The sequence below is a fragment of the Natronoarchaeum sp. GCM10025321 genome (genome assembly GCF_042663585.1).
Lineage (GTDB): Archaea > Halobacteriota > Halobacteria > Halobacteriales > Natronoarchaeaceae > Natranaeroarchaeum.
Map to the genome: position 1 here is coordinate 664910 of NZ_JBHTAN010000006.1, position 21760 is coordinate 686669.

The 21760-nt window shown below is 62.3% G+C and carries 22 protein-coding genes and 3 pseudogenes; 7 read left to right on the forward strand and 18 right to left on the reverse strand.

All coding sequences use genetic code 11. The features are described 5' to 3' along the window. Positions 1-35: 35 nt before the first annotated feature. The 4 genes from ACFQL3_RS06240 to ACFQL3_RS06255 all read right to left on the reverse strand — a co-directional run bounded on the left by ACFQL3_RS06240 (position 36) and on the right by ACFQL3_RS06255 (position 3116). On the reverse strand, positions 36-1421 hold the full coding sequence (locus tag ACFQL3_RS06240; RefSeq protein WP_377052422.1) for a metal ABC transporter solute-binding protein, Zn/Mn family: 1386 nt from the start codon (positions 1419-1421) through the stop codon (positions 36-38). Between the two features lie 76 nt (positions 1422-1497). Then, a complete protein-coding gene (locus ACFQL3_RS06245; protein WP_377052424.1) occupies positions 1498-1893 on the reverse strand; it encodes a hypothetical protein in 396 nt (131 codons plus the stop codon). A 176-nt stretch (positions 1894-2069) separates the two neighbouring features. Further along, positions 2070-2513: a plastocyanin/azurin family copper-binding protein gene (locus ACFQL3_RS06250; RefSeq protein ID WP_377052426.1), complete on the reverse strand. Its 444-nt coding sequence runs from the start codon at positions 2511-2513 to the stop codon at positions 2070-2072. A gap of 87 nt (positions 2514-2600) precedes the next feature. Next, on the reverse strand, positions 2601-3116 hold the full coding sequence (locus tag ACFQL3_RS06255; RefSeq protein WP_377052428.1) for an Lrp/AsnC family transcriptional regulator: 516 nt from the start codon (positions 3114-3116) through the stop codon (positions 2601-2603). A gap of 289 nt (positions 3117-3405) precedes the next feature. Here ACFQL3_RS06255 and ACFQL3_RS06260 point away from each other — a divergent pair, with 289 nt between their 5' ends. From ACFQL3_RS06260 to ACFQL3_RS06270, 3 genes are read left to right on the forward strand one after another with little or no spacing between them, the layout of a single operon-like run. After that, a complete protein-coding gene (locus tag ACFQL3_RS06260) occupies positions 3406-4479 on the forward strand; it encodes a glutamate--cysteine ligase (protein ID WP_377052430.1) in 1074 nt (357 codons plus the stop codon). A gap of 47 nt (positions 4480-4526) precedes the next feature. Beyond that, positions 4527-5240, forward strand: coding sequence for a winged helix-turn-helix transcriptional regulator (locus ACFQL3_RS06265; RefSeq protein WP_377052432.1), 714 nt, complete (start codon positions 4527-4529; stop codon positions 5238-5240). Between the two features lie 56 nt (positions 5241-5296). After that, complete coding sequence (locus ACFQL3_RS06270; protein ID WP_377052434.1) at positions 5297-5791, forward strand: phosphopantetheine adenylyltransferase; 495 nt, start codon at positions 5297-5299, stop codon at positions 5789-5791. A 14-nt stretch (positions 5792-5805) separates the two neighbouring features. On the opposite strand, the gene ACFQL3_RS06275 is transcribed toward ACFQL3_RS06270, so the two are convergent. Together ACFQL3_RS06275 and ACFQL3_RS06280 are read right to left on the reverse strand one after the other, a co-directional pair. Continuing rightward, positions 5806-6114, reverse strand: a complete 309-nt coding sequence (locus tag ACFQL3_RS06275; RefSeq protein ID WP_377052436.1) for a transcription initiation factor IIB family protein — start codon at positions 6112-6114, stop codon at positions 5806-5808. A gap of 43 nt (positions 6115-6157) precedes the next feature. Further along, positions 6158-8029 carry a S9 family peptidase gene (locus ACFQL3_RS06280; protein ID WP_377052438.1) on the reverse strand — a complete coding sequence of 624 codons (1872 nt, stop codon included), beginning with the start codon at positions 8027-8029 and terminating at the stop codon, positions 6158-6160. 282 nt (positions 8030-8311) lie between these two features. Here ACFQL3_RS06280 and ACFQL3_RS06285 point away from each other — a divergent pair, with 282 nt between their 5' ends. Then, on the forward strand, positions 8312-8611 hold the full coding sequence (locus ACFQL3_RS06285) for a helix-turn-helix transcriptional regulator (protein ID WP_377051105.1): 300 nt from the start codon (positions 8312-8314) through the stop codon (positions 8609-8611). A 9-nt stretch (positions 8612-8620) separates the two neighbouring features. On the opposite strand, the gene ACFQL3_RS06290 is transcribed toward ACFQL3_RS06285, so the two are convergent. From ACFQL3_RS06290 to ACFQL3_RS06300, 3 genes and pseudogenes are all read right to left on the reverse strand, one after another. Continuing rightward, positions 8621-9310 (reverse strand): LysE family translocator, encoded by a 690-nt coding sequence (locus ACFQL3_RS06290; RefSeq protein WP_377052440.1) that lies wholly within the window; start codon positions 9308-9310, stop codon positions 8621-8623. Between the two features lie 58 nt (positions 9311-9368). Further along, positions 9369-11623 (reverse strand): annotated as a pseudogene (locus ACFQL3_RS06295) (CDC48 family AAA ATPase). Then, on the reverse strand, positions 11620-11862 hold the full coding sequence (locus ACFQL3_RS06300) for a DUF7127 family protein (protein WP_377051101.1): 243 nt from the start codon (positions 11860-11862) through the stop codon (positions 11620-11622). The pseudogene ACFQL3_RS06295 and the gene ACFQL3_RS06300 overlap by 4 nt, the downstream one beginning before the upstream one ends. A 191-nt stretch (positions 11863-12053) precedes the next feature. Here ACFQL3_RS06300 and ACFQL3_RS06305 point away from each other — a divergent pair. After that, a pseudogene (locus ACFQL3_RS06305) lies at positions 12054-12843 on the forward strand (alpha/beta fold hydrolase). On the opposite strand, the gene panB reads toward ACFQL3_RS06305, so the two are convergent. Next, positions 12840-13655, reverse strand: coding sequence for a 3-methyl-2-oxobutanoate hydroxymethyltransferase (panB, locus tag ACFQL3_RS06310; protein ID WP_377052442.1), 816 nt, complete (start codon positions 13653-13655; stop codon positions 12840-12842). The pseudogene ACFQL3_RS06305 and the gene panB overlap by 4 nt on opposite strands. 118 nt (positions 13656-13773) lie before the next feature. Here panB and ACFQL3_RS06315 point away from each other — a divergent pair, with 118 nt between their 5' ends. Then, on the forward strand, positions 13774-14013 hold the full coding sequence (locus ACFQL3_RS06315) for a hypothetical protein (protein WP_377051099.1): 240 nt from the start codon (positions 13774-13776) through the stop codon (positions 14011-14013). A gap of 8 nt (positions 14014-14021) precedes the next feature. Here ACFQL3_RS06315 and ACFQL3_RS06320 read toward each other — a convergent pair whose 3' ends face one another. From ACFQL3_RS06320 to ACFQL3_RS06350, 7 genes and pseudogenes are all read right to left on the reverse strand, one after another. After that, the gene (locus tag ACFQL3_RS06320) at positions 14022-14588 is read right to left on the reverse strand and encodes a molecular chaperone TorD family protein (protein ID WP_377052444.1); all 567 of its coding nucleotides are present in this window, start codon (positions 14586-14588) and stop codon (positions 14022-14024) included. A 15-nt stretch (positions 14589-14603) separates the two neighbouring features. Beyond that, positions 14604-15628 (reverse strand): annotated as a pseudogene (gene nrfD, locus ACFQL3_RS06325) (NrfD/PsrC family molybdoenzyme membrane anchor subunit). A gap of 6 nt (positions 15629-15634) precedes the next feature. After that, entirely contained in the window at positions 15635-16243 is a 609-nt protein-coding gene (locus tag ACFQL3_RS06330) for a 4Fe-4S dicluster domain-containing protein (RefSeq protein ID WP_377051087.1), read from the reverse strand. A 2-nt stretch (positions 16244-16245) separates the two neighbouring features. Then, on the reverse strand, positions 16246-18576 hold the full coding sequence (locus tag ACFQL3_RS06335) for a molybdopterin-containing oxidoreductase family protein (protein ID WP_377052446.1): 2331 nt from the start codon (positions 18574-18576) through the stop codon (positions 16246-16248). Beyond that, the gene (locus ACFQL3_RS06340) at positions 18569-18796 is read right to left on the reverse strand and encodes a 4Fe-4S ferredoxin N-terminal domain-containing protein (RefSeq protein ID WP_377051083.1); all 228 of its coding nucleotides are present in this window, start codon (positions 18794-18796) and stop codon (positions 18569-18571) included. The genes ACFQL3_RS06335 and ACFQL3_RS06340 overlap by 8 nt, the downstream gene beginning before the upstream one ends. 165 nt (positions 18797-18961) lie before the next feature. Then, the gene (gene extH, locus ACFQL3_RS06345; protein ID WP_377052448.1) at positions 18962-20275 is read right to left on the reverse strand and encodes a selenite/tellurite reduction operon rhodanese-like protein ExtH; all 1314 of its coding nucleotides are present in this window, start codon (positions 20273-20275) and stop codon (positions 18962-18964) included. 98 nt (positions 20276-20373) lie between these two features. Beyond that, on the reverse strand, positions 20374-21027 hold the full coding sequence (locus ACFQL3_RS06350; RefSeq protein ID WP_377051079.1) for a helix-turn-helix domain-containing protein: 654 nt from the start codon (positions 21025-21027) through the stop codon (positions 20374-20376). Positions 21028-21157: 130 nt separating this feature from the next. Here ACFQL3_RS06350 and ACFQL3_RS06355 point away from each other — a divergent pair, with 130 nt between their 5' ends. Continuing rightward, on the forward strand, positions 21158-21412 hold the full coding sequence (locus ACFQL3_RS06355) for a DUF5822 domain-containing protein (protein ID WP_377051077.1): 255 nt from the start codon (positions 21158-21160) through the stop codon (positions 21410-21412). Here ACFQL3_RS06355 and ACFQL3_RS06360 read toward each other — a convergent pair. After that, positions 21401-21640, reverse strand: a complete 240-nt coding sequence (locus ACFQL3_RS06360) for a hypothetical protein (protein ID WP_377057145.1) — start codon at positions 21638-21640, stop codon at positions 21401-21403. The two genes, ACFQL3_RS06355 and ACFQL3_RS06360, sit on opposite strands and share 12 nt — an antisense overlap. Positions 21641-21760: the final 120 nt, after the last annotated feature.

The following is a 21760-nucleotide window of genomic DNA, read 5'->3' on the forward strand; positions in this document are numbered from 1 at the left end:
TTACCAGCAGGCTGGGTTTGTCTCTTTTCATCGATCTATGCGTCGAGTGCCGCCCGGAGCGATGGGAGGTTCACTTCTTCCATCTGTTCGACCCAGCCCCAGTCGTTCGCCGCCCAGTCCTCGGTGACACCCGAGAGCGCCGAGAGCGGCTCTGCCTGATCGACGTCGCTGTTCTCGAATATCGTCTGGACCATCTGCGGGTGCTCCTGGCCCGGGTTCGACACCTCGAACGGATCGTATAGCACGGTGTCGATGTCGTTCGCTTCGATGATGTCGAGGAGGTCGCCGATGTCCTCGAACGATGTCGCGGCGTTCGGTGAGACGCCAGTCGGCGTCCGTAGGTCGAAGCCGTACCGGCGTTCGAGATACCGGAACGAGTCGTGCCCGGCAAGGATCGCGACGTCCTTGTCGGCGTTCGCCGCGAGCGTCTCGAACTGTTCGTGGACCTCCATAATCCGGTCGGTGTGTGCCGCTGCGTTCTCCTCGTACGTCGTCGCGTTGTCCGGGTCGATTGCCGCGAGTTCCTGGCTGACGCGCTCGACGATGCGCTCGGCGATTACGGGATCGATCCAAACGTGCGGGTCGTGAAAGTCGTCAGCGCCCTCACCACCGAGTTGCTCGACGACTTCGACGGACGTGGTCTCCTCGGCAGTCTCGTAGACGAGTTCGTCACCGCGTCGGATCTGGAACACGACGCCGGCATCGCCCACCTCGCGACCGTGGAACTCCACGTGGTCGCCGTGGGACTCGATTTCGACGACGCCATCGGGTTCGCCGTCGGCGAGCCGAGCATCGAGCTGGTAGGTTTCGTCCTCGCCCAGCGGGACGACCCGCCCCTGCTCGTCCTTGAGCAGGATGCCGACCGGAACGCTCTCGTCGAGCAAGACGTCCGGCACGCCGCCCTGCCAGTGTCCGGTGTGCCAGCCACCGAGTCGGGTACCGGACCGGAGGTCGACGATATCGAACTCCTCCAGTACGAGGCTCTCGACGGGGTAGTCGGGTTCGTGGTCCGGCTCCGGGATCGGCTCCTCGTCGAAGGGGATCAGGTAGGGCTCGATCCCTCGCATCGCGTCGACGACAGCGACGTCCTGATAATCGCGCCGGAGTTCGCTCGCGACGTCCTGTGCCCACGCGAACTCCGGCGTGTCCAGATACAGAAACATCCGGGTCGCGGCGATGTCACGCGTCAGATCGCCGTCCGGGCTCCAGCCGTGGCCCATCGTTCCCGTTTCGACCGGGTTCTCGAAATAAAACTCGTCGCCGCCGACCGCATTTGCGAGGCTCTGGAGAGCGTAAAAGACCGTATATCCTCCTTCGCCTCCCCCCTGATCGCCGCCTGGCCCCTCCAGACAGCCAGCCAGGGTTCCCAGGGCAGTTACCCCGGCACCGGCTTTCAGGACGGCACGTCGTGTTCGTTCCATGATTGGTAGTTGTGGTGTCGCGTGTAAAAGCGTTATTATATATTCGGTCTTGATTAATAACTTGATGGGGTGACGGTTAGTCGGCACGGAACTCCATGACCGCGTGACCGTCGTCAAGTTCGACGACGTATTGGTCGATCAGATTGCAGTTTTCGGCGGCGTCGGCGTGCTCGAGGTCCCCCTCGATGATGTTCGCGCTACCGCCGCGAGCGAAGAGAACTACAGACTCGACGGTGTCCTCGTTCTGGTGGTCGTCTTCTTCTTCGTGCTCGTCTTCCTCGTCGTGATTGTGCCCATCGGCCCCTTCGAACAGGAACGTTACGGAGGCGGTTGGTGTATCGTCCGTTCCGTTCCCCTTAGCATCGTTCTCGTCTCCGTTCGCTCCCTCAGCCTCGTCGAGACAACCGGCAAGCACGCTTGCGGTTAGCAACCCAGTGGTGCCGGCGAGTACACGGCGTCGTGATGGCTCCATTCTATCGGTGTGTGGTGTGCGCTACAAAGGTAGTATCATATTTTTAGGTTCAGTTAATAACCAATAGCATAACTGGGGGCATTTGTTACTAACGATGGGCTATCAGACCGATGTTATCGTCTTCGGAGACGAGTCTACTCCTGGTTTGAATTACAGAAGAACAGGGTCCGTGCGATTTATTGTACGACGATGGTGCCGACCATACCCTGGGACTCGTGGGGGTCACAGACGTACTCGTACGTGCCTTCGACGTCGAACGTGTGTTCGTGGACGAACCCGGCCTCTTCGATCGGTTCGTGCCCCTCCCATCCCCCGTTTGTTCCCTCGACCACCGTGAGGTTGTGTGTATCCGATTCCCAGACGAACTCGACGGTCGTTCCCACGTCGATCGTCAGTTCTCCCGGTTCGAAAATGAACTGGTCTTCCGGACCGACGAGTACCATCGTCGCGCCGCCGTCCATCTGATCGTCTTCGGAACCATCAGTCTCTTCGTCACCGTTTTCAGAGCCATTGGTGGGTTCTCCTCCGTCGTCTGTACAGCCTGCGACGACACCGGCAAGCCCGACTGCACCGGCTGTTTTGATATACGTGCGCCTATCGACCGTCGGTTCGCCAGTCATAATCGCGTAGACGTAGCAGTTGACCCCTGAAAAGGCTGATTATCATACTTGATAACAGATGCTTGCTGGATGATTTCTGGGCGTCGCCTACTCGACGTCGACGGACCCGCCATCAGCAACTGTTGCTCCGCGGTCCTCCTGGGCGGCCGGTTCCTCCCGTTCCATCTCCTGGACTTTCGGTTCCCAGACGGAATCGATTAGCAGTCTGACGTCGTACTCGACGACCTGTGAGAGGTCGAGTGTCTCGGTGAGGATCCGGTGGATCTCGCACTCGTCGACCGTCGCCCTCGCCACCACGTGTGCGTCCGCTGTCGCGTACACGTGATCGACGGTCTCCAGCGGTGCAAGCCGTTCGATGACGTCGTGGACGGTCCCTGGACGAAGGTGGAGGTCGACGAGTACGCCGACGCCGTCGCTGATCCGCGAGCGGTCGATATCCAGCGTAAACTGGCCGATAACATCGAGTTCTTCCAGTCGCTCGACGCGGTCCGAGACGGTCGGCGGCGAGACGCCGACTTGCTCGGCGATGTCGTTGTACGGCCGACGGGAGTTCTCGGTCAGTAGCTGTAATATATGCAGATCGGTCTCGTCCAGTTCGACCATACGCGCTCTTGTCGATATCTCCATAAACTACTTTCGACATTGTTTTCCTGATTTTTATGCCTAATATACGTATCGAGGTGAGGGATCGATACCGACCAGCCCGTCGCTCCCCGACGGCGTTGCCGCCATCGCTGACAGTAATCGAATACAGGCGTTCGTTCCGGTCACCCACTGGTCGTTCTCTTCGATATCGAGACGTCTACGCGAAGTTATAGGTTCGTCGGTGGCTCTGTGGACTGGGCGCACGAGTCCAAACGGTATTTATTCGCGGATAAATTACAGACTTCCAATGCAAGGTGGTTCGGCCGACGTGTTTACCGAGCTGGGGACGATCGGTATCGAAGAGGAGTTTTTCATCGTCGACGAGACGGGTCGGCCGACCTCCGGGACGGACGAACTGGTCTACGAGACGGAACCTCCGGCGATACTGGATGATCGGCTCGACCACGAGCTGTTCAAATTCGTCATCGAGACCCAGACCCCGGTCATCGACGGACTTGACGATGCGCCGGAGACGCTCCACGATATCCGGTCGGCACTCGTCGACCATGCGACCGAGCACGGGTATCAGATCGCCGCGGCCGGCCTCCACCCGACAGCGAAGTGGCGCGAACTCGAACACGCCGAGAAACCACGGTATCAGCAACAACTGGATCGCATTCAGTACCCACAGCACCGGAATACGACGGCGGGACTCCACATCCATATCGGCGTTGACGACGCCGACAAGGCGACGTGGGTGGCAAACGAGGTCCGGTGGCATCTCCCCATGCTACTCGCCCTCTCGGCGAATTCGCCGTACTGGGACGGCTACGATACTGGACTGCAGTCCGCGAGGGCGAAGATATTCGAGGCGCTGCCGAACACGGGGATGCCGACCGCCTTCGACGATTTCGCTGAGTTCGCAGCCTTCGAGCGGATGATGATCGAGACGGATTCGATCAACGACCGCGGCGAACTCTGGTACGACGTCCGGCCACACTCCGAACTGGGGACGGTCGAGATCAGAACGCCGGACGGGCAGGCCGACGAGGACCGGATCATGGCCTTCGTCGAGTACGTCCACGCGCTGGTGCTCGACCTGGCCGAGCGCTACGAGGACGGCGAGTCGGGAACACCGATCCGCCGGGAACTGCTCGACGAGAACAAGTGGCGAGCGATGCGATACGGCCACGACGCCTCGTTTATCGCGCCCGATGCGGACGACACTGTGACACTCGGCGAACTCGTCGAGGTCGAGTCCGATCGGTTGGGCGTGAGTGGACTACGCGACCTCTTCGACGCCGAGAGCGGAGCGACGAAACAGCGTCGCCTCCGAAATGAGGAGGGTGTCGACGCGCTCTGTGAGTCGCTACTGCTCTGAACAAGGTTTTTATCCTCTCGCGGCTTGTGTCCTTCTAGAAACAACGCATGTCTCCCGAAGATACCACAGATCCGGATTCGCCGGCCGATGATGCACAGAACGCTGGACACGACGGTTCGGACGAGAGACTGCTCCCCGAGGACGGAAGCGGGACGCGCGAACGTCTCGAAGAGGAGGCAGACCGGGCCGTCGAGGGGTTCGATCAGGGAATCGTCGACCTGCTCTCGTGGCTCCTGGAGACCGAGACGCGCGCACGGATCTACGTGTACCTCCGGCAGCACCCCGGTAGTACGAGCGAAGAGGTCGCCGAAGGAACCGGACTCTACCCGAGCACGGTTCGTGAAGCGCTCGCCGAACTCCACGACGAGGAGAAGGTAACCCGGAGCAAACGCGAGAGCGAGGGCGCGGGCAACAACCCTTACGAGTACGATGCGATGGCACCGAGCGACCTCGTCGGAAGCGTCGCCGGACAGGTCCAGAAGGAGCTCAACACGGTGTTCAACATGGATCAGTATCTCGACCGTGAGGACGCCGGCGAGGCCGACGAGGAGCCGGTGACGATAACCGTCGAAGAGCGCTCGGGCGAACCGGAACCGGACGAAGCCGACGAGACGGGGACCGAGGAAGGGATGGACGACCACGACGAGGCGGACGAACACGAGCACGAAGAAGCGGACCACCACGACAAGACTGACGAGCACGACCACGACGAGACTGACGAGCACGAACACGACGAGGCGGACGAACACGACGAGAACTGATCCGGTTTCTGTTCCGACTCCGACTCTTTTAAGAATCGGGCCGGAGAATGGGGGGTATGAACGTCGCGCTGGGGGGAACGTTCGACCCGATCCACGACGGTCACAGAGCGCTCTTCGAGCGTGCATTCGAGCTGGGCGACGTGACCATTGGACTGACCAGCGACGACCTCGCACCGAAAACGCGGGACGAGAACCGCTATGTCCGATCCTACGAGGAGCGCAAAGCCGACCTCGAGGCCGAACTCGAAGAGTACGCCCGACGGTACGACCGCGAGTACGAGATCCGAACGCTCAGCCAGCCAACGGGCATCGCCACCGAGGAACGGTTCGACTGTCTGATCGTCTCACCGGAGACCATCGACGGTGCCGAGCGGATCAACGAACTCCGGGAACAACGCGGTATCGACCCGCTCCGGATCGAAGTCGTCGATCACGTCTACGCCGAGGACGGCGAGATCATCTCCAGCACCCGAATCGTCAACGGCGAGATAGACGAGAAAGGCAACCTCACGCCCGAGCGAGAGGGTCGTGATCGGGTTCAGTCGGACTGATTTTTCGTCTCCCATTACCAGCCAGGTGGTTCCATCCCTGCTTCACGCAGGAGGTCTTTCCACCGTTGCTGGATAGTGAGTCGGGCAACCCCGGCGGCGTCGGCGACGGCGCTCTGTGATCTGGCCTGACTCGTGATCAACGCCGCCGCGTAGATACTTGCGGCCATCACCGCCCGTTTGGATCGCTCTGTCTCCGGGACGCTGGAGAGAAACAGATCCGTCGCCGTCGACTGCGCGTCGGCGTCCAGATCGAGTTCGTCGGCCGTCGCCGCTATCTCTTCGATCCACTGTTCGTTCTCCACCCGGGTGCGGGCGCTATACATCACTGCTGGCTTTGCACCGGGTGCGGATAAGCCCCCCTGCCGGCTACTCGCTCCCGACGCGCCGGTCGAGGAACTCCGTGAGCAGTCGGAACATGCGGAGTTTCTGGTCCTGATCGGAGGACGCGTGACCCTCCTCGCCGAGTTCGCGGTACTCGTAGTCGCTGTCGTCGCCCTCCTCGTAGCCCAGTTCGTCGAGCGCGTCACTGAACAGTCGTGCCTGCGAGACGGGGACTCGCCGGTCGTTGACACCGTGAACGAGCAACAGCGGAGCGTCGAGGTTGTCGGCGTACGTGATCGGCGAGCGCTCCTCGTAGAGGTCAGGGTTCTCCTCGGGCGTCCCGAGATACTTCTCCATGAGTTCGGTCCGGAAGTGTGGCATCGTGGTCTCGAACATCTCTTCGAGATCCGTCAGTCCGATCCACGCGATGCCGGCGTCGTAGAGGTCGGGGTACTGGACCATCTGCCAGTAGGCGGAGTAACCCCCGTACGAGCCACCGAACACGACGACGCGGTCGTCATCGATCCAGTCGTACTCGGCGACGTGCTCCGCGGCGATGGCGACGTCACCCTGCTCCGCCCCGCCCCAGTCGTCGATCAGCGACTCGACGAACTCACGGCCACGACCGGTCGAGCCACGGTAGTTGACCTGCAGCACCGAGTAGCCCTGCGAGACGAGCACCTGCGTGTAGAGGTCGAACGATTGCTGATCTCTGGCGCGCGGCCCGCCGTGTGGGTTGACGATCAGCGGGGAGGGTCGTTCGCCGGAATCGTACAGCAACGCCCCGATTTCGAGTTCCTCGTAAGAGTCGTGGTCGACGGCTTTCGCCGGCGTCTCGGGCACGCCATCGGACTCGACGGTGAAGTACTCGGCATCGGCGAAGTCATCCGGCTCGAACGGGCCGTACTCCGCTTCGACGAGCACCTCGTACTCGTCGGTTGCGAGGTCGTAAGCGAGCAGTTCCGGCCGCCGCGTCGGGGTGGTGTGCTGGAAGACGAGTCGCCCGTCGTCGAGGACGACTTCGCCAGTTGAGACCTGCCCGAACGACGAGACGCCCTCCGGGACATCCAGTTCGCGGCCCTCGCCGGAGTCCAGATCGTAGACGACCGGTACCGAGACGGCGTCCCGGTCCCGGGTAGCGATGGCACGGTCCCCATCGGGGTGGAAACAGACGCCTGTTTCCTCGTACTCGCCGTCGCCGTACCATGTCACCGCCTCAGTTGTGAGGTCGTAGAGGCCGATACGGCCGAGATCCTCGGTGTTGTCCATCACGAGCAGTCGGTCGCCATCGGGTCCCCAGTCGACAGGGTTCGCTTCGGCGCCGACTTCGCCGATCTGGAGGTTTCGAGGGTCGCTCCCGTCGCTCGCCGCGACGTAGACGTCCTGGTTGTCGTAGTCGTCGGTCTCGTTGGTGGAGTAGGCGATCCGGTCGCCGTCCGGCGAGAGTAACGCCCCCCAGACGGCCCGTTCGTAGTCGGTCAGTTTCTCCGTCTCCCCGGCGGTCAGATCGTGTCGGTAGACGTTCATCTGGCCGTCCCGCGACGATCCGACGAACAACCTGTCCTCGTGGATGTCCGAGATCATCACCTGCCCGTCCATCTCCAGTACGGGTTCGGCCTCGCCGTCTCGGCTTAGGGCGTGGACGTCGTTCTGTTCGTTGCCGTCGTCATCGAGGTGGAAGAGGACGCGGTCGCCATCGTCGTCCCACTGGACGAACCAGCGGGCGTTCCGCGGAACCTCGCCCTCCGACCACTGTGTGATCTCACCGCTCTCGACGTCAAGTACGTGGAGTTCGTTGCGGCCAGTCACGTCGTAATAGAACGCGATTTCGTCGCCGTCGGGCGATACTGTCGGATGGGCGAGGGTGGGTAGACTCGCCAGTTCCTCGATTACGTCTGGACTCTCTGAGTCAGCCATCATCTTCCGTTTTTCACTAACCTTAGTTAAATTCTCGACAGGAAGGGAATTTGGCCGGGATCGGGAGTGTCTTTCGCAGTCGACTGCCTCTCGCGAACCGGGGCGTCATCCTCTCGATCTACCGATAGTTACCTGATCTATCAACTCTGGGCCAAGTGTAGTGTACTCTACTATTTCGGCGAGCAGTTCATCTACGATCCGGTTTCGAGGGTCTTTCGACCGCTTTCGAACTACCGCAAAACACATACATTCATAATACCCTTGCCTCTTATACTATACAGAATGTTCGATCTGACCGCCTTCCAGCGCGACTGCCTGTACGTCATCCAGGGGCTCGACGAACCGAAGGGCCTCGCAGTGATGGACGAACTCGAGGAGTACTACGAATCCGACATCAACGCCGGACGCCTCTACCCCAATCTCGACGAACTCGTCGACAAGGGACTCGTGGAGAAACACCAGAAGGATCGACGGACGAACGCGTACGTCCCGACGCGACGCGGTCGGCGCGAAATCGAGGCGCGAGCGGAGTGGAAAGAAAACCAACTCGGCACCAGCGCCGAGACGCCCGCGGACGACTGAGCAGGCCCCTCACAGGAGCCCTGCCGCTCCGACCCAGAGGAAGACGAGGCCGAACCCGGCCAGCACCACGCCACTGAGCCCCGCGATAATCGGTGCGAACGCGTCGATGCGCCGCCCCACTCTGACCAGCCCGCCTGGATACACCACTATCCAGATGGCGATGCCGGCGAAGAAGCCACTCAGGAGCGCAATGCTTCCCGTCTGTACGATCAGTGTTCCCGCCAGCCGCTCGCCCACCAGCGGGACGTATTTAAATACGTCGAGCCGTCCGGGAGTGAGCAGTCCGACGCCGACGGTGATCCAGAACCCGATCTGATAGGGGTTGGTCAACGAGAGGGCGAACGCCTTCCGAAAGCCGGTCGATTCGTGAGAGATGTCGCCGGTGAACGACCCTGCCGCACGGGCGTCCCGGTAGGCCCCGAACGCGAAGTACAGCATCAATACGCCCCCGGCGATGTACAGCAGTCCCCGGACCCAGTCAGTTCCGTCGATGAGGGCTGCGATCCCCAGCAGCGTCAGTATAAAAAACAATACGTCGGCGAACATCGCACCGAGGCCTGCCTTGAACCCTGCTGTCCAGCCGCGGAGCACGCTCTCCTCGGCGATAACAGCATTCATCGGCCCCGGCGGCGACGCGAGGACGAGTCCGAACACGGCCCCGACAGTCGCAGTAGTCAGCGCGGAGAGCACACTCAACATTGCCGGAGAACCGTGAAAAATTCGTCGACAGCGGTTCTACGTCGGTCGTCTCGCCGCTTTACTGGAAGGTTCGGCCGAGCTGTTCGGAGTCCGGTTCCGTTCGCGTGAGTTCGGATTCGAGCTCCTCGTAGCGCTCGCGAACGTCGTCGGTCACGCTCGGGCCGACCTCGTCGAGGGCCTGCTCGAAGTGTTCGCGCGTGATACGGACGTTCCCGATGCTCTCTTTGATCCCCTCGGGTTCGACCGAGTTGATGAACTCGCGGGAGGCGGCCATCGACGCCTCGCGGGTCACGGCCTCGATGTCCGCGCCGACGAAGCCCTCAGTCTGGCTTGCGAGCCACTCCATGTCGATGCCCTCGGCGAGGGGCTTGTTTCGCGTGTGCACCTCGAAGATGGCCTTGCGGGCGTCCTCGTCGGGCACCGGCACGTGGACGTGACGGTCCAGTCGACCGGGCCGGAGCAGGGCGTTGTCGATCAGGTCCGGACGGTTGGTCGTCGCGATGACGACCACGTCTTCGAGCTGTTCGAGCCCGTCCAGCTCGGTCAGCAGCTGCGAGACGACGCGTTCGCCGACGTTCGAGTCGCCGCCGCCGCTTCCGCGCTCCGTAGCGATGGCGTCGATCTCGTCGAAGAACACCACGGTCGGGGCGTTCTCGCGAGCCTTGCTGAACACTTCACGGACGCCCTTCTCGGACTCACCGACCCACTTCGACAGTAGCTCGGGGCCCTTGACCGAGATGAAGTTCGAGTCGGCCTCGTTGGCGACTGCTTTTGCCATCAGCGTCTTCCCAGTCCCTGGTGGGCCGTACAGCAGGACGCCCTTGGCGGCCTGCATATCCATCGTCTCGAACACGTCGGGGTACTCAAGCGGCCACTGGATCGTCTCGACGAGTCGGTCTTTCGTGTCGTCGAGTCCACCGACGTCGTTCCACGTGATGTCGGGGACCTCGACGAACACTTCGCGGAGTGCGGAGGGTTCGATCCCCTTGATCGCCTCCTTGAAGTCGCGTTCGGTGACCTGCAGGGAGTCCAGGATCTCGGCATCGATCTCGTCGCTTTCGAGGTCGATCTCCGGTCTGATCCGCCGGAGCGCGTTCATCGCGGCCTCTTTGGTGAGGTTGGCGAGGTCAGCGCCGACGAACCCATGCGTGTTCTCCGCGTACGATTCGATATCGAAGTCCTCGGTCAGGGGCATCCCGCGGGTGTGGACCTGCAGGATCTCCTCGCGGCCGCCCTTGTCGGGGACGCTGATCTCGATCTCGCGGTCGAACCGCCCACCACGCCGCAGTGCGGGATCGATCGCATCGACGCGGTTGGTCGCCGCGATGACGGTGACCTGACCGCGCTCTTCGAGCCCATCCATCAGGCTCAGTAGCTGTGCGACGACCCGGCGTTCGACGTCGCCACCGGCCTCGCCGCGCTTGGGTGCGATCGAGTCGATTTCGTCGATGAAGACGATCGCAGGCGCATTCTCCTCGGCTTCTTCGAACACCTCACGGAGCTGTTCTTCGCTCTCGCCGTAGTACTTCGACATGATCTCCGGGCCGGAGATGGTCTCGAAGTAGGCATCTATCTCGTTGGCGACCGCCTTCGCCATCAGCGTCTTTCCGGTGCCTGGCGGTCCGTGAAGGAGCACGCCTTTCGGCGGCTCGATACCGAGTTGCTGGAACAGTTCCGGATGGCGCATCGGCAACTCGATCATCTCTCGGACCTGCTCTAGCTCGTCGTCGAGGCCACCGATGTCCTCGTAGGTGACCGACGGTCCGGTCTCGGAGCGTTCGGCCTCGCCGCTGATCTGTTCGGCGGGCGTCTCGCTGATCTCGATGTCGGTCGAATCGGTAACGACGACTGTTCCGCTCGGCTCCGTGTTCGCGATTTTCAGCGGCACCGAGCGTCCGTTCCCGGACATCGGGCCGAACGAAAGCGGGAACGGCACTGTCTGGTTCTCGGTGATCGCCTGTCCGCTAAGCTTGTCACGGACAAGCGGACCGATGTTTCCGCGGATGCGGAGGTTCTGGGGAGTGCAACAGTCACACTCGTCGCGGGCTGGACGTCCGCCTTCTCCACGGTGACGCTGTCGTCGATACCGACGTCGGCCTCCTGTCGAAGACGGCCGTCGATCCGAATGACGTTCTGTCCCTCGTCCTCGGGGTAGCCCGGCCAGACGCGGGCAACCGCTTTCCGCCCGTCGCTCCCCTCGATGACGATGTAATCGCCGTTTTCGAGGTCGAGTTCGCTCATCGATACACGATCGATCGCGGCGAGTCCCCGGCCTGCGTCTTTCTGTTTGAGTGGTTTGACAGTGAGTTTCATCGTCGCTCCTCCAGTTCGATAGTGAGGACTCCGTTTTTGATAAACGCTTGCGCATCCTCGTGGGGCAGATCGATGTCGATCTGCTCGCCCTCTTCGGGCAGGACGATAGCGGTGTCACCGACGACGTCCACGGTGGCGTCCACGCCGCTTCCGAGATCCGCAACGACCCGGCGAGTGCCGTCGACGTCGTACTCCCGCACCGGCCGATCGTCTCGTCGTGAAAACTGTTTGATATCCATGATTCCTAACAATAGGTTAGTCGTGCTAGTATATAAACTTTACTCTCAGAATCGCAAGAGGGCATATATAGCACAAGTATAGACGAAAAGCGGTTCACACCAGATTTCGGTACGACTGCTTCCGGAGAGGCTACTATCGACCGGGCTCTGTCGGGGGGAACATTCACGTCGCGTTGCGGTCAACATGTAGTATGGAAACGTACACACACCACGGTCGGACGACGGCATATCGGCGGACCGACCGCGGTGGCGACGGCCCGACGGTCCTGTTCGTGCACGGTAGCGGTGCGACGAGCGATATCTGGCGGCAACAGCGAACGCTCGCGGATCGGTACGAGGTCGTAACGATGGACCTCAGCGGCCACGGCGAGTCGGAGGACGCCGACGTTGGCGCCGGCTACGAGACGCTCTCGGTCTATGCCAGCGATGTCGTCGCTATCGCACAGGAGACCGACGCGGACGTGCTGGTCGGGAACTCGCTTGGCGGTGCCGTCCTGTTGCATATGGCGCTCGAACGCGATTACGACCCCGGAGCGCTCGTGCTGACTGGGACCGGCGCGAAACTCGCCGTGCTCGAGGACTTGCTGGTTGGCTGACGACGACTTCGAGCGTGCCGTCGAGTTCCTCCACGCGGACGGGCGATTGTTCTACGACCCCGACGAGGAACTACGGTCGGCGTCGGCGGCGGCCATGATGGAGGTCGGCCGTGAGATCACGAAACGGGACTTTCGGACCTGCCACACGTTCGACGTTCGCGATCAGTTAGAAGAGACCGACGTGCCATCGCTTACAATCTACGGCGAGCACGACCAGTTGACGCCGCCGCGCTACCACGGGTATCTCGCCGAGGAGTTGCCCGACGCCGCACGAGCAATCATCGAAGATGCGGCCCACCTCTCGATGCTCGAACGGCCGGACGCTTTCAACACCGCACTCGAACGGTTCGTCGACGGGCTAGCGGAGAGCGGTTCGCTCGATTAGTATAGATCGTCGAGTTCCTCCGAGTACTGACTATGCTCCTCTGCCGGGAACTCACCCTCCAACACCGCTTCGACGTAGCTATCGATTGCCGACTGCATCTCCGCTCGGACGTCGCCGAACTGCTCCGCGAAGGGCGGCGACCACTCGCCGAGGCCGATGGCGTCGTTGAACACCAGTACCTGCCCGTCGGTTGCCGGGCCGGCCCCGATGCCGATGGTCGGTATCTCCAGTTCGTCGGTGACCGTCTCTGCCAGATTCGCCGGGACGTGCTCTAGCACCAGCGAGAACGCGCCCGCTTCCTCGTGGGCGTGTGCGAGGTCGATGATCTCCTGGGCGGCTTCTGGATCCGAACCCTGCTGAGTGTAGCCGCCGAGTTCGTTGATGCGCTGTGGCGTCAACCCCAGATGCGCCATGACCGGGATTCCCAGTTGGTGGAGTCGCTCGGTCAGTTCGACGGTGTGTTCGCCGCATTCGAGTTTGACCGCATCTGCGTGGGCCTCCTTGAGCATCCGACCGGCGTTCTCGATGCTCGTCTGCCGATCGGTGCCGTAGCTGAGGAAGGGCATATCCGCGACGACCAGTGCCTCTTCAGCGCCCCTGGCCACGGCGGCGGTTCGGCTCGCTACCTCGTCGACCGTTACCGGCAACGTGGAGTCGTAGCCCAGTACGGCGTTGCCCATGCTGTCGCCGACCAGTATCACGTCGACGCCTCGTTCGTCGATCAACTCTGCGGTCGGTGCGTCGTACGCTGTCAGCATCGTAATCGGCTCCTCGCCCGCCCGGGCGCGGATGTCCTGCACGGTCAGTCCCATACAGGGTGGTTGGTGATGGAGCAAATAAATGGCGTGGGAAGATCAATAGCCCGACATCGGCGAGGACGGCCGGCCACGATGTCGGATATTTATACCCACCCGTTCCGAACCCGGCCGTATGTACGGAGTCCGGGAGATTCTTGCGGCCGTGCTGGCGTTCGGCCTCGGCCTCGCGCTCGTCGTCGCGCCGAACGCAGTGGTCAGACTGCAGTTTTTCGCACAGGGGCCCACCACAGGCCGGCACGGCGAGTATGGCGAGGACCAGGTGCTTACGGAGCAACAGGCATGGCTTGCCCGTGCTGTCGGGCTGATTCCGATCGGGATCGCGGGCTACATCCTCGCTCAGCCGCTGGTGTGATCCCTCGATCACTCGGCGTATCGTTCGCCCATCGCTTGGACGACCGAATCGAGCGTCCGGACGGCCCACAGATAAAACCCTGAGTCCGAAGTCGCCTCGACGCGCTCGCGAAACGCGGGGATCCAGTCGAAGTGGGCTTCGTGAAAGTTGGCATACCCCTCGTGTTGCTCTGCTTCCAGCAACAGACTCGCGTACTCCAGCAGCAGGGAGACGTGATCGGCTGGATACTCCGGAGGAACCGCGGCGTCAAGCGCGTCGTATCGACTCTTCATGTCGCTCGCCGGCGGTCCCGAGAGGATGCCGCGTTCGGTGCCGTCCCACCACTCTTCGTAGGCGGATTCGGCGGGGGAGCGTACTCGCCTTCGAACGCTCTGAAGGTCCGGAGATACCCTGCGGGCCCGGGCAATATCTTCGAACCGGGGCGGTGCGTCGACGCTGTCAATCGGTAACGATGCTGCACACTCTGCGACGATCGTCCCGAGCGTTCCGTTCCGGACCGCGTCAACGAACGCTTCGTCCGGATGCTGGAAACACGTCGCAAGCGTGGCGTAGAGGCGGGTGTGGTCGTCGTTCATCGTTTGTGTAGTTGCTTATCCGACGTAGACTGGCTGGTGGATCGCCGCGTAGATTATCACAAATCGTAGCATGAACGATCCGGCGATAACCAGCCCGAACTTCGTCGTACAGATCCGTTTGGTCATCAACACGTTCTCTTCGCGGAGGAACTCGACGACCTGCTGGGCGCCCGAGATAACGAGCGGAACCACCAGTCCGAGGCCGAGCACGCCCACCCACAGCAGGAGACCGTACCCCTCCGTGAGGCTGGCGTACGTCTCGGTGTCTGCTGCCCGCCCGTAGACAGCGTGTACAGCAACGCCGCCAGCACCACAATCTCGACGATGATAATCGCGTCGTCGAGGATGCTAAACCGATGGACGAGATGGCTGTCTATGTCGCTGGCTAGCTGCGAGAGCATCAGAACCGCCGCGATACCCGCCGAGAACCCGCTCGCCAGGAACAGCAACGGGAGGATGTTCGGGTTCCACAGCGGCACGTTCCAGCCGACGTCGCTCAGCAGCAGTGCCGTGTAGACGATCAGCAACACGGCGAGGACGATGCCGATCACCTGCACGGCGACGGCGGCGAGGCCGGTCGGGCGCGTCGTGTCGGCAGCACGATCGATGTAGCCCTCGAACCCGGTCCGTGCCACGACGTGTCGCGGGAGTCCACTGGGGTCGTCCGTCGCTTCTGTTCCGAACGTGGCCCAGATGGCCCGGAACATGACGAGGAAGCTGAAGATCACGATCACCCAGGTCCCGATCGCCATCCACGAACTCCAGTTGGTGAACTGGACCGGGAACGTAAACGCCCTGAGGAAGGGGCCGGAGAGGTGCAACAGCAGGGTGATCGACCCCGCGGCGATCGTCAGGAAAGAAGTGAGAAAACCCCACTTCGTGACGTACTCGTACCCCTCGTAGCCGCTACGTGACCCAATCACTTCCGCGAGAGATGCGACCAGGAACGCCCCGCCCGAGAGCCCCCCGAGGAAGAGGTAGATCGCGACGAACACGTCCCAGTGGCCCGCGTCGAGCCAGTAGAGTTCCGGTGCAGTCATGATCGACTACACCTCGTAGGTCACTGCACCGGCTTCGTCGTCGTCCTGGTCCGCCTCGACGATAACGTTCGCCGGTTGAGAGGCGAACCGTTCGATAGCCTCCGTCGACGCTTCGGCTTTCAGTTCGCTAACCGGTCCGGCCTTGATCGCACCGCCGACACAGTTGTCGACGCATGCGGGCGTCGAGCCGCCGTCTTCTTGTTCCTCCCGAGGAGGCATGTCGTGGCCGCCACCGGGCCCCTCTCCGAGACACAGGTTGCACTTCGACATGGTGCCGCCATCGTCGTAGGTCGGTGCACCGTACGGACACGCCCATGCACAGTAGTGACAGCCGATACAGCTGTCCCGGTCGACGGTGACGATACCGTCTTCCTCGCGCTTTTCGATCGAGTTACACGGACACACCTTCTCGCACGGCGCGTCGGTACAGTGCATACACGACATCGAGATGGGCATCGAGCTTACATCGGGGAACTCCCCGCGCTCGACGTTACGGACCGTCCGCCACTCGTCCTGATCCGAATCGCGGTCGTGGCGTTGCTTGCACGAGACCGAACAGGCATGACAGCCGATACATTTGTTCGCGTCGAAGTAGAACGCCCACTGTTCACCCATCGTTACTCACCTCCGCTGGTGACGTCGACTGCGATGTGTCTGTCCGGCTGTCCGGTAATCGGGTCCATCTGTTTGGCGTGTAGTTTCATGGTGTTCATCCCCTCGTAATCCTCCTGTGCCGATCCCTCGCCGAAGCCGTACTCGGCGGTAACAATGCCCGGCTTGATTGTCTCGGTGACGTGTGCCATCAACTCTCCTCCGCCCGTCTCTGATTCGACGGTCACCATGTCACCGGTCTCGATGCCGCGTTCCTCGGCGTCCTCGGGATTGAGGTGCAGATAGTTGCCGCGGTAGTCCTCGTCTTCGAGTTCGTTCTTCCGGGCGAACTGGTCCAGACACCGGTCGATCCCCTGATCGCTACCGTGTGAGAAGAACACCGATCGGATGTCGTAGAACTCCAGCGGGTACTCCTCGTCGAGTTCGTCGCCGTAGGTCCCCGGAGGCTGCCACTCGGGAGCCGTATCCATTCCCGCCTCCTCGGCAGCCTGCACGAACGGCGGTATCTGGTCCAGATCGAAGCTGAACGCCGGGCCGTCCTCGTCGCGCCATTGCTCGTAGCCGTACTCGCCGACGAGTTCGTAGTTCTTGTCGCCGCTGTCGAGCTCTTCGAGGGTAAGATCGACCGCCTGTAGCTGATCGTCGATGAACTCCTCGTGGTCGTCCCACGGGAAGTTCTCGCCCCAGCCCATCGCCTCGGCGATGCCAGTCAGGATCTCCCAGTCCGGTTTGGTGTTGAACTGTGGTTCGACGGCGGCTTTCCCGCCGACGACCCACTGGTGTTCGGGGTAGGCGCTCCAGGAACCGGTGCCGACAGTGTCTTTCTCCAGTTGGGTCGCGTCGGCGAAGACGACGTCGGCGTTGCGCGTGACGCCGTTCCAGTAGGCGTCGACGGCGATCACCAGATCCATCTCGTCGAGGGCATCGAGCCACGCCTCGGCGTTGCCGTCTTTCAGCGGCATGTCGTGGTGGCAGTAGATGCCGTTGATGTGGTCGTTCTCGACCATCTCGGGGACGAGATTGTGGGCGATCCCTTCGATGTGCCGAAACGGGTACTCCTCGTACTCCTCGTACTTGTGGAGGGCCGGCTCTTTGCCCGCGGCGTTGTTCGGCAGGTCGACACCGATCGTCGCCTGGGTCCCTTTCTCGTCGGGCGTCCATTCGCAGACCTCGAACGGATCCGCCGTGGGCGTACTCTTCCACAGTCGGAGGCCGCCGGGGCGGTCGATGTTGCCGACTAGCCCGTTCAGCGCGGTGATGTTCTGGGTAGCCTTCCAGCCGTTGCCCATCTGGGCCGTTCCGGTCCAGACCGAGATTCCCGCTGCCGGGGCTGCCTCGGCGAAGCCGCGGGCGATCTCTCGGATCTTGTCGGCATCGATCCCGGTGATCTCCGCGGCCCACTCGGGCGTCTTGTCCGCGACAGACTCCCGGTAGGCCTCGAAGCCGTGGGTGTGCTCCTGTACGAACTCCAGATCGAGGCGACCCTCCTGGATGATGACGTGTGCTATCGCCAGCGCCAGCGCGCCGTCGGTTCGGGGCTCGATCGGGAGCCATTCGTCGGACTTCTCGGCCGTCTCGGTGTACTGGGGGTCGATCGTTACTAGCGTCGCGTCGTTCTTCTCGATGGCTTCGAGGACGCCTTTCGCCTCGAACTGCCCGGCAAAGGAGCCAAGCGGGTTCCGACCCCACATGATGAGATACTCGGAGTTCTGGTAGTCGGGAACCCGGTTGTTCGAACCGACGCCCATCATCCCGCCGGTGACGAACGTCGGCCCGGCACAGACGTGGACTCCCCGGCCGATCCGTTCGGGCGTGCCGTAGAGGTCGCGCCAGATCGTCCGGAAGATCGGCGTCTCCGCCCAGCTTCCGGCGTCGAGGAACGTCTCCGCACCGTGTTCCTCGTCGAACTCCTGAAGCCGTTCGGCTGTGTACTCGAAGGCCTCGTCCCAGGTCGCTTCCCGTAGCTCGCCGTCCTCTCGGATGTAGGGCTGTTTGATCCGGTCGGGGTCGTGAGTCTTGTCGAGCTGGGCTAGCCCCTTCGGACAGAGCGTTCCGTTTGTGCCGGGACCTGCGCTCCCCCGGGGGTTACCGTCGACGCCAGTGATTCCGACGACGGTATCGTCGTTGACTTTGACTTCCTGGGCACAGTTGTGACAGCACATCCAGCAGTTGCCGAAGGCGGTGTCGGCGTCCGCGACCGGTGTCGCAGACCGATCCGTACTTGCCAGCCCGGGCGCGCTATCCAGACAGCCACCGAGTGCGGCGGCCCCTGCGGCGGCCGCGCCGGTCTTCAGCAGGTTTCGACGGGTCAGTCCGCTCCCGTCCTCGCTACTCATCCGCGATCACCTCCGCTGGCGTGTAGTCGTCGCCGAACTCCTCGCGGAGTCGTTTGTCGTACTTTTCGTGGAACTCCGTCTCGGTGAGTTCGCCGTTCGCGACGCGCATCGCGTCGATGCCGACCTGCCGGCCGAGCTCCTGATCGTATTCGCTCTCTTCGGGATCGGTTCCAAGGGCGGACAGCGCCTCGAGTGGATCCTGTTGGTTTTCTGGGCTCATGGAGTGCTCACAATAGGAACCACGGTTCTAGACCGCATAGGTCGTCCTCGGGATCTATTCAGGTTTTATATGCTGGTGAATCCCGGACGTGCCGGACGAACCATCGGATCGGCCGATCAAAAGAGAGTGTTGCGCGCTGACGGCGATAGCCCTTCAGGTCCGGACTCAGAGCGTCGGCGTCGCGACCGAGCTACAGCCCCAGTCGCCGCCTCCGTCGCCCCCGTCGCCCCCGTCGTCGGTCTCCATCTCGTCGCCGGCCATGTATGCGGCATCGGCCGCCTCGATCTGGTTCGCACCAGCGGACGCGAGTTCGGGGATCTCGTCGACGACGATCTCCAGGTCGCTATCGCCGGTATCGCCGTCCGTCCGGTCGTTAACGTCGACGCGCCACTTCTCCGGCGGGACGTTACCCTCCGTGTTGTTCCCGTCGTACTGGGCCCACTGTCTGGAGAACGAACCGTCGTAGACGACGACGTCGTCGTAGCCCAGAATCCCGTCGAGGGCGAAATATCCCATCGACGCACGGTAGCCGCTCCCGCAGTACGTGACGATCGTATCACCGTCCTCGACGCCCTCGAGGCCGAAGACGTGGGATTCGATCGCGTCGGCATCCTTCCAGTCCCCCCCCTCGGCGAACTTCGTCGAGTAGCTGTCGCCCTCGTTATAGTTCCCCGGATCGTCGACGGTCGCGGTCGAGATCGTCGCGCCCGGATCCGGCCGGTTGTCGAGGAATACGTCGTCGCGCTCGCCCTCGTGTTTGAGGTCGACGCGCTGGATCATCTGGGCGATGCCGAGCCGGTCGTCGTTGTTCAGCTCACTGTTGGCCTGCACGCTAAACGTCGCGGACGGCGCGTCGGGTTCGCCGCCGGTTTCGAGCTCGTACTCTTCGCCGTACCCGGCGTAGCCCCCGTTGAGGACTTTGACTCGCTCGCGGGGGAAACCCCAGTAGCGGAGCGTCCAGTAGGCCCTCGCCGTCCGGAGCGAGCTCGGCCCCGAGAGGACGATCGTCGTCTTGGGACAGACGCCGCTACGCTGTAACACCGCGTCCATCTGCGCACCGTTCGGGACCATCGGAGCGACCTCGCCCAGCCCCTCCACGCGAGCGGCGTGGAACTCGTTTGGACCCCACTTGAGCGCCCCCGGAACGTGACCGTCATCGTAGGTTTCGGTATCCCAGACGCGCAAGACGACGACCCGCTCGCGGACGTCCAGCTGGCCGAGGTTAACCAGCCCAACGTCTTGCCACTCTTTCAGCGTCGCGGGTTCGATCAACGCGTTGTCCGTCGCCGTCGGATCCGGAATGTCCTCCTCTGTCTCCTCTTCTTCCGGCCCGTTTTCCGATTCGTCGCCGTTTTCCATCCCGTTCTCGTCGCCGTTTTCGGCCGCCGGCTCGTCGTCACCGAGACACCCGGCGAGCGCGCCGAGACCGGCCGCGCCAGTAATCTGTACGAACCGCCGTCGATCGAGTTTTCGGTCCATACCCGTGACTACACGATGGGGGTCGTTGAGGATATCCCGGGATCAATTCGGATTTTATATAGGGGTCAGTATAATAGAGGTTGCAATGCCGTGGCTGGTCACGCCTCCCAGCACGAGCAGTCACAGGAGAGCTGCCGGACGACGTTCGACTCGGCACGTCGGAGTCGCTGTGACGTCGCCGATAGGGAGATGCCGAGTTCGTCCGCGATCGCGTCGAGCGGAATCGACGAGTCCGAATCGTAGTAGCCCAACTCCTGGGCGACGTTCACTGCCTCTCGCTGCTTGGCGGTCAGTTCCGAAATATCGACAGAACAGAGTTCTTTGACCTCGGATCCGTCGGTCGAGACGATGCTACGCACCGAGACGCGCGTGCAGGCCTCCCGGACCTCCGCGACGATCTCGGCAACCGTCTCGGTATCGGAGACGTACGTCTCCATGACGAACTCGCCGTCCCCGACCTCAAGATAGCGCGGAAGACAGCCGTACTCCGAGAACACTTTGCCGGGACAGTGGTCACAGATTTCGTTCGAGGTGTGTTTCGTGCAGACGCTCTCGTCGTCGTCGTCGCGAACCGCGATATCGAGGTTGCAGTGCTCCTGATCGAGACGGACGTCGATGTCGATGACGTCCTCCTCGATCGCGTCCATCACACAGGCACCACCACGTTCGATCTCGAGGACGACCCGTAGGTCACGGTCCTCTACGGGCGGAATGACGGATTCTTCTTCGTCGGACGGAGACCCAACAGCCATACGACAGTCTAACGAGCGACGCAGTATAAACGAGTGAGTGCATTCCTGTCCAGTGGGAATCCGTTCGAGAAACCGCTCGTCACCGGTCAAATCCGGATACTACTTTATGTTTGGGTCGTAACCGGGAGGCGTGCCAGAGCCAGTCGAGACCAGCGATCCCGAGGGCGTCGACTACGGATGGGTGATGCAGACCACCTTCGTGCTCACTATCGTCGTCGGCGCGCCGGTCGTCGCCCTCCTCTCGGTCCCGTACACCCTGCCGACGTGGGGTGTCCGAGTGGAGTTTGCGATCCGGGTCGGTGCTGTCGTCTGGATTCTGATCGCTCTCCCGGTGTTTGTTTACGCAAAGCGAAACGTCGACGCGGGGAACGACTCAGGCGAGTAACCGACGGAACGGCGTCCAGACGAACCGTCTCCCGATGAGGAACACCCCGGCCAGCACCGGCACCAGCAGATAGCCGAGTAGATCGACGTAAAGCGGTAGCGTGCCGAGTGCGGCGTTCCCGACGAGTGCGGCCAGCGGTGCGAACACCGCGAGCGCGAACACGTACGAGAGATTACGGCCGCGATGTTGGCGCGTTCTCCGGATCGCGAGGAAGAACACCAGCGGCATGACCACGACGCCGAGCGCAAGGACGGCGCTTGGCCCTATCTCCGCGACTTCGGTCGCGTAGACGTACTCCCACGCCGAGGTGATGCCGTAGGCAGTCGTGTACTCGGTGAGCAGTGCCTG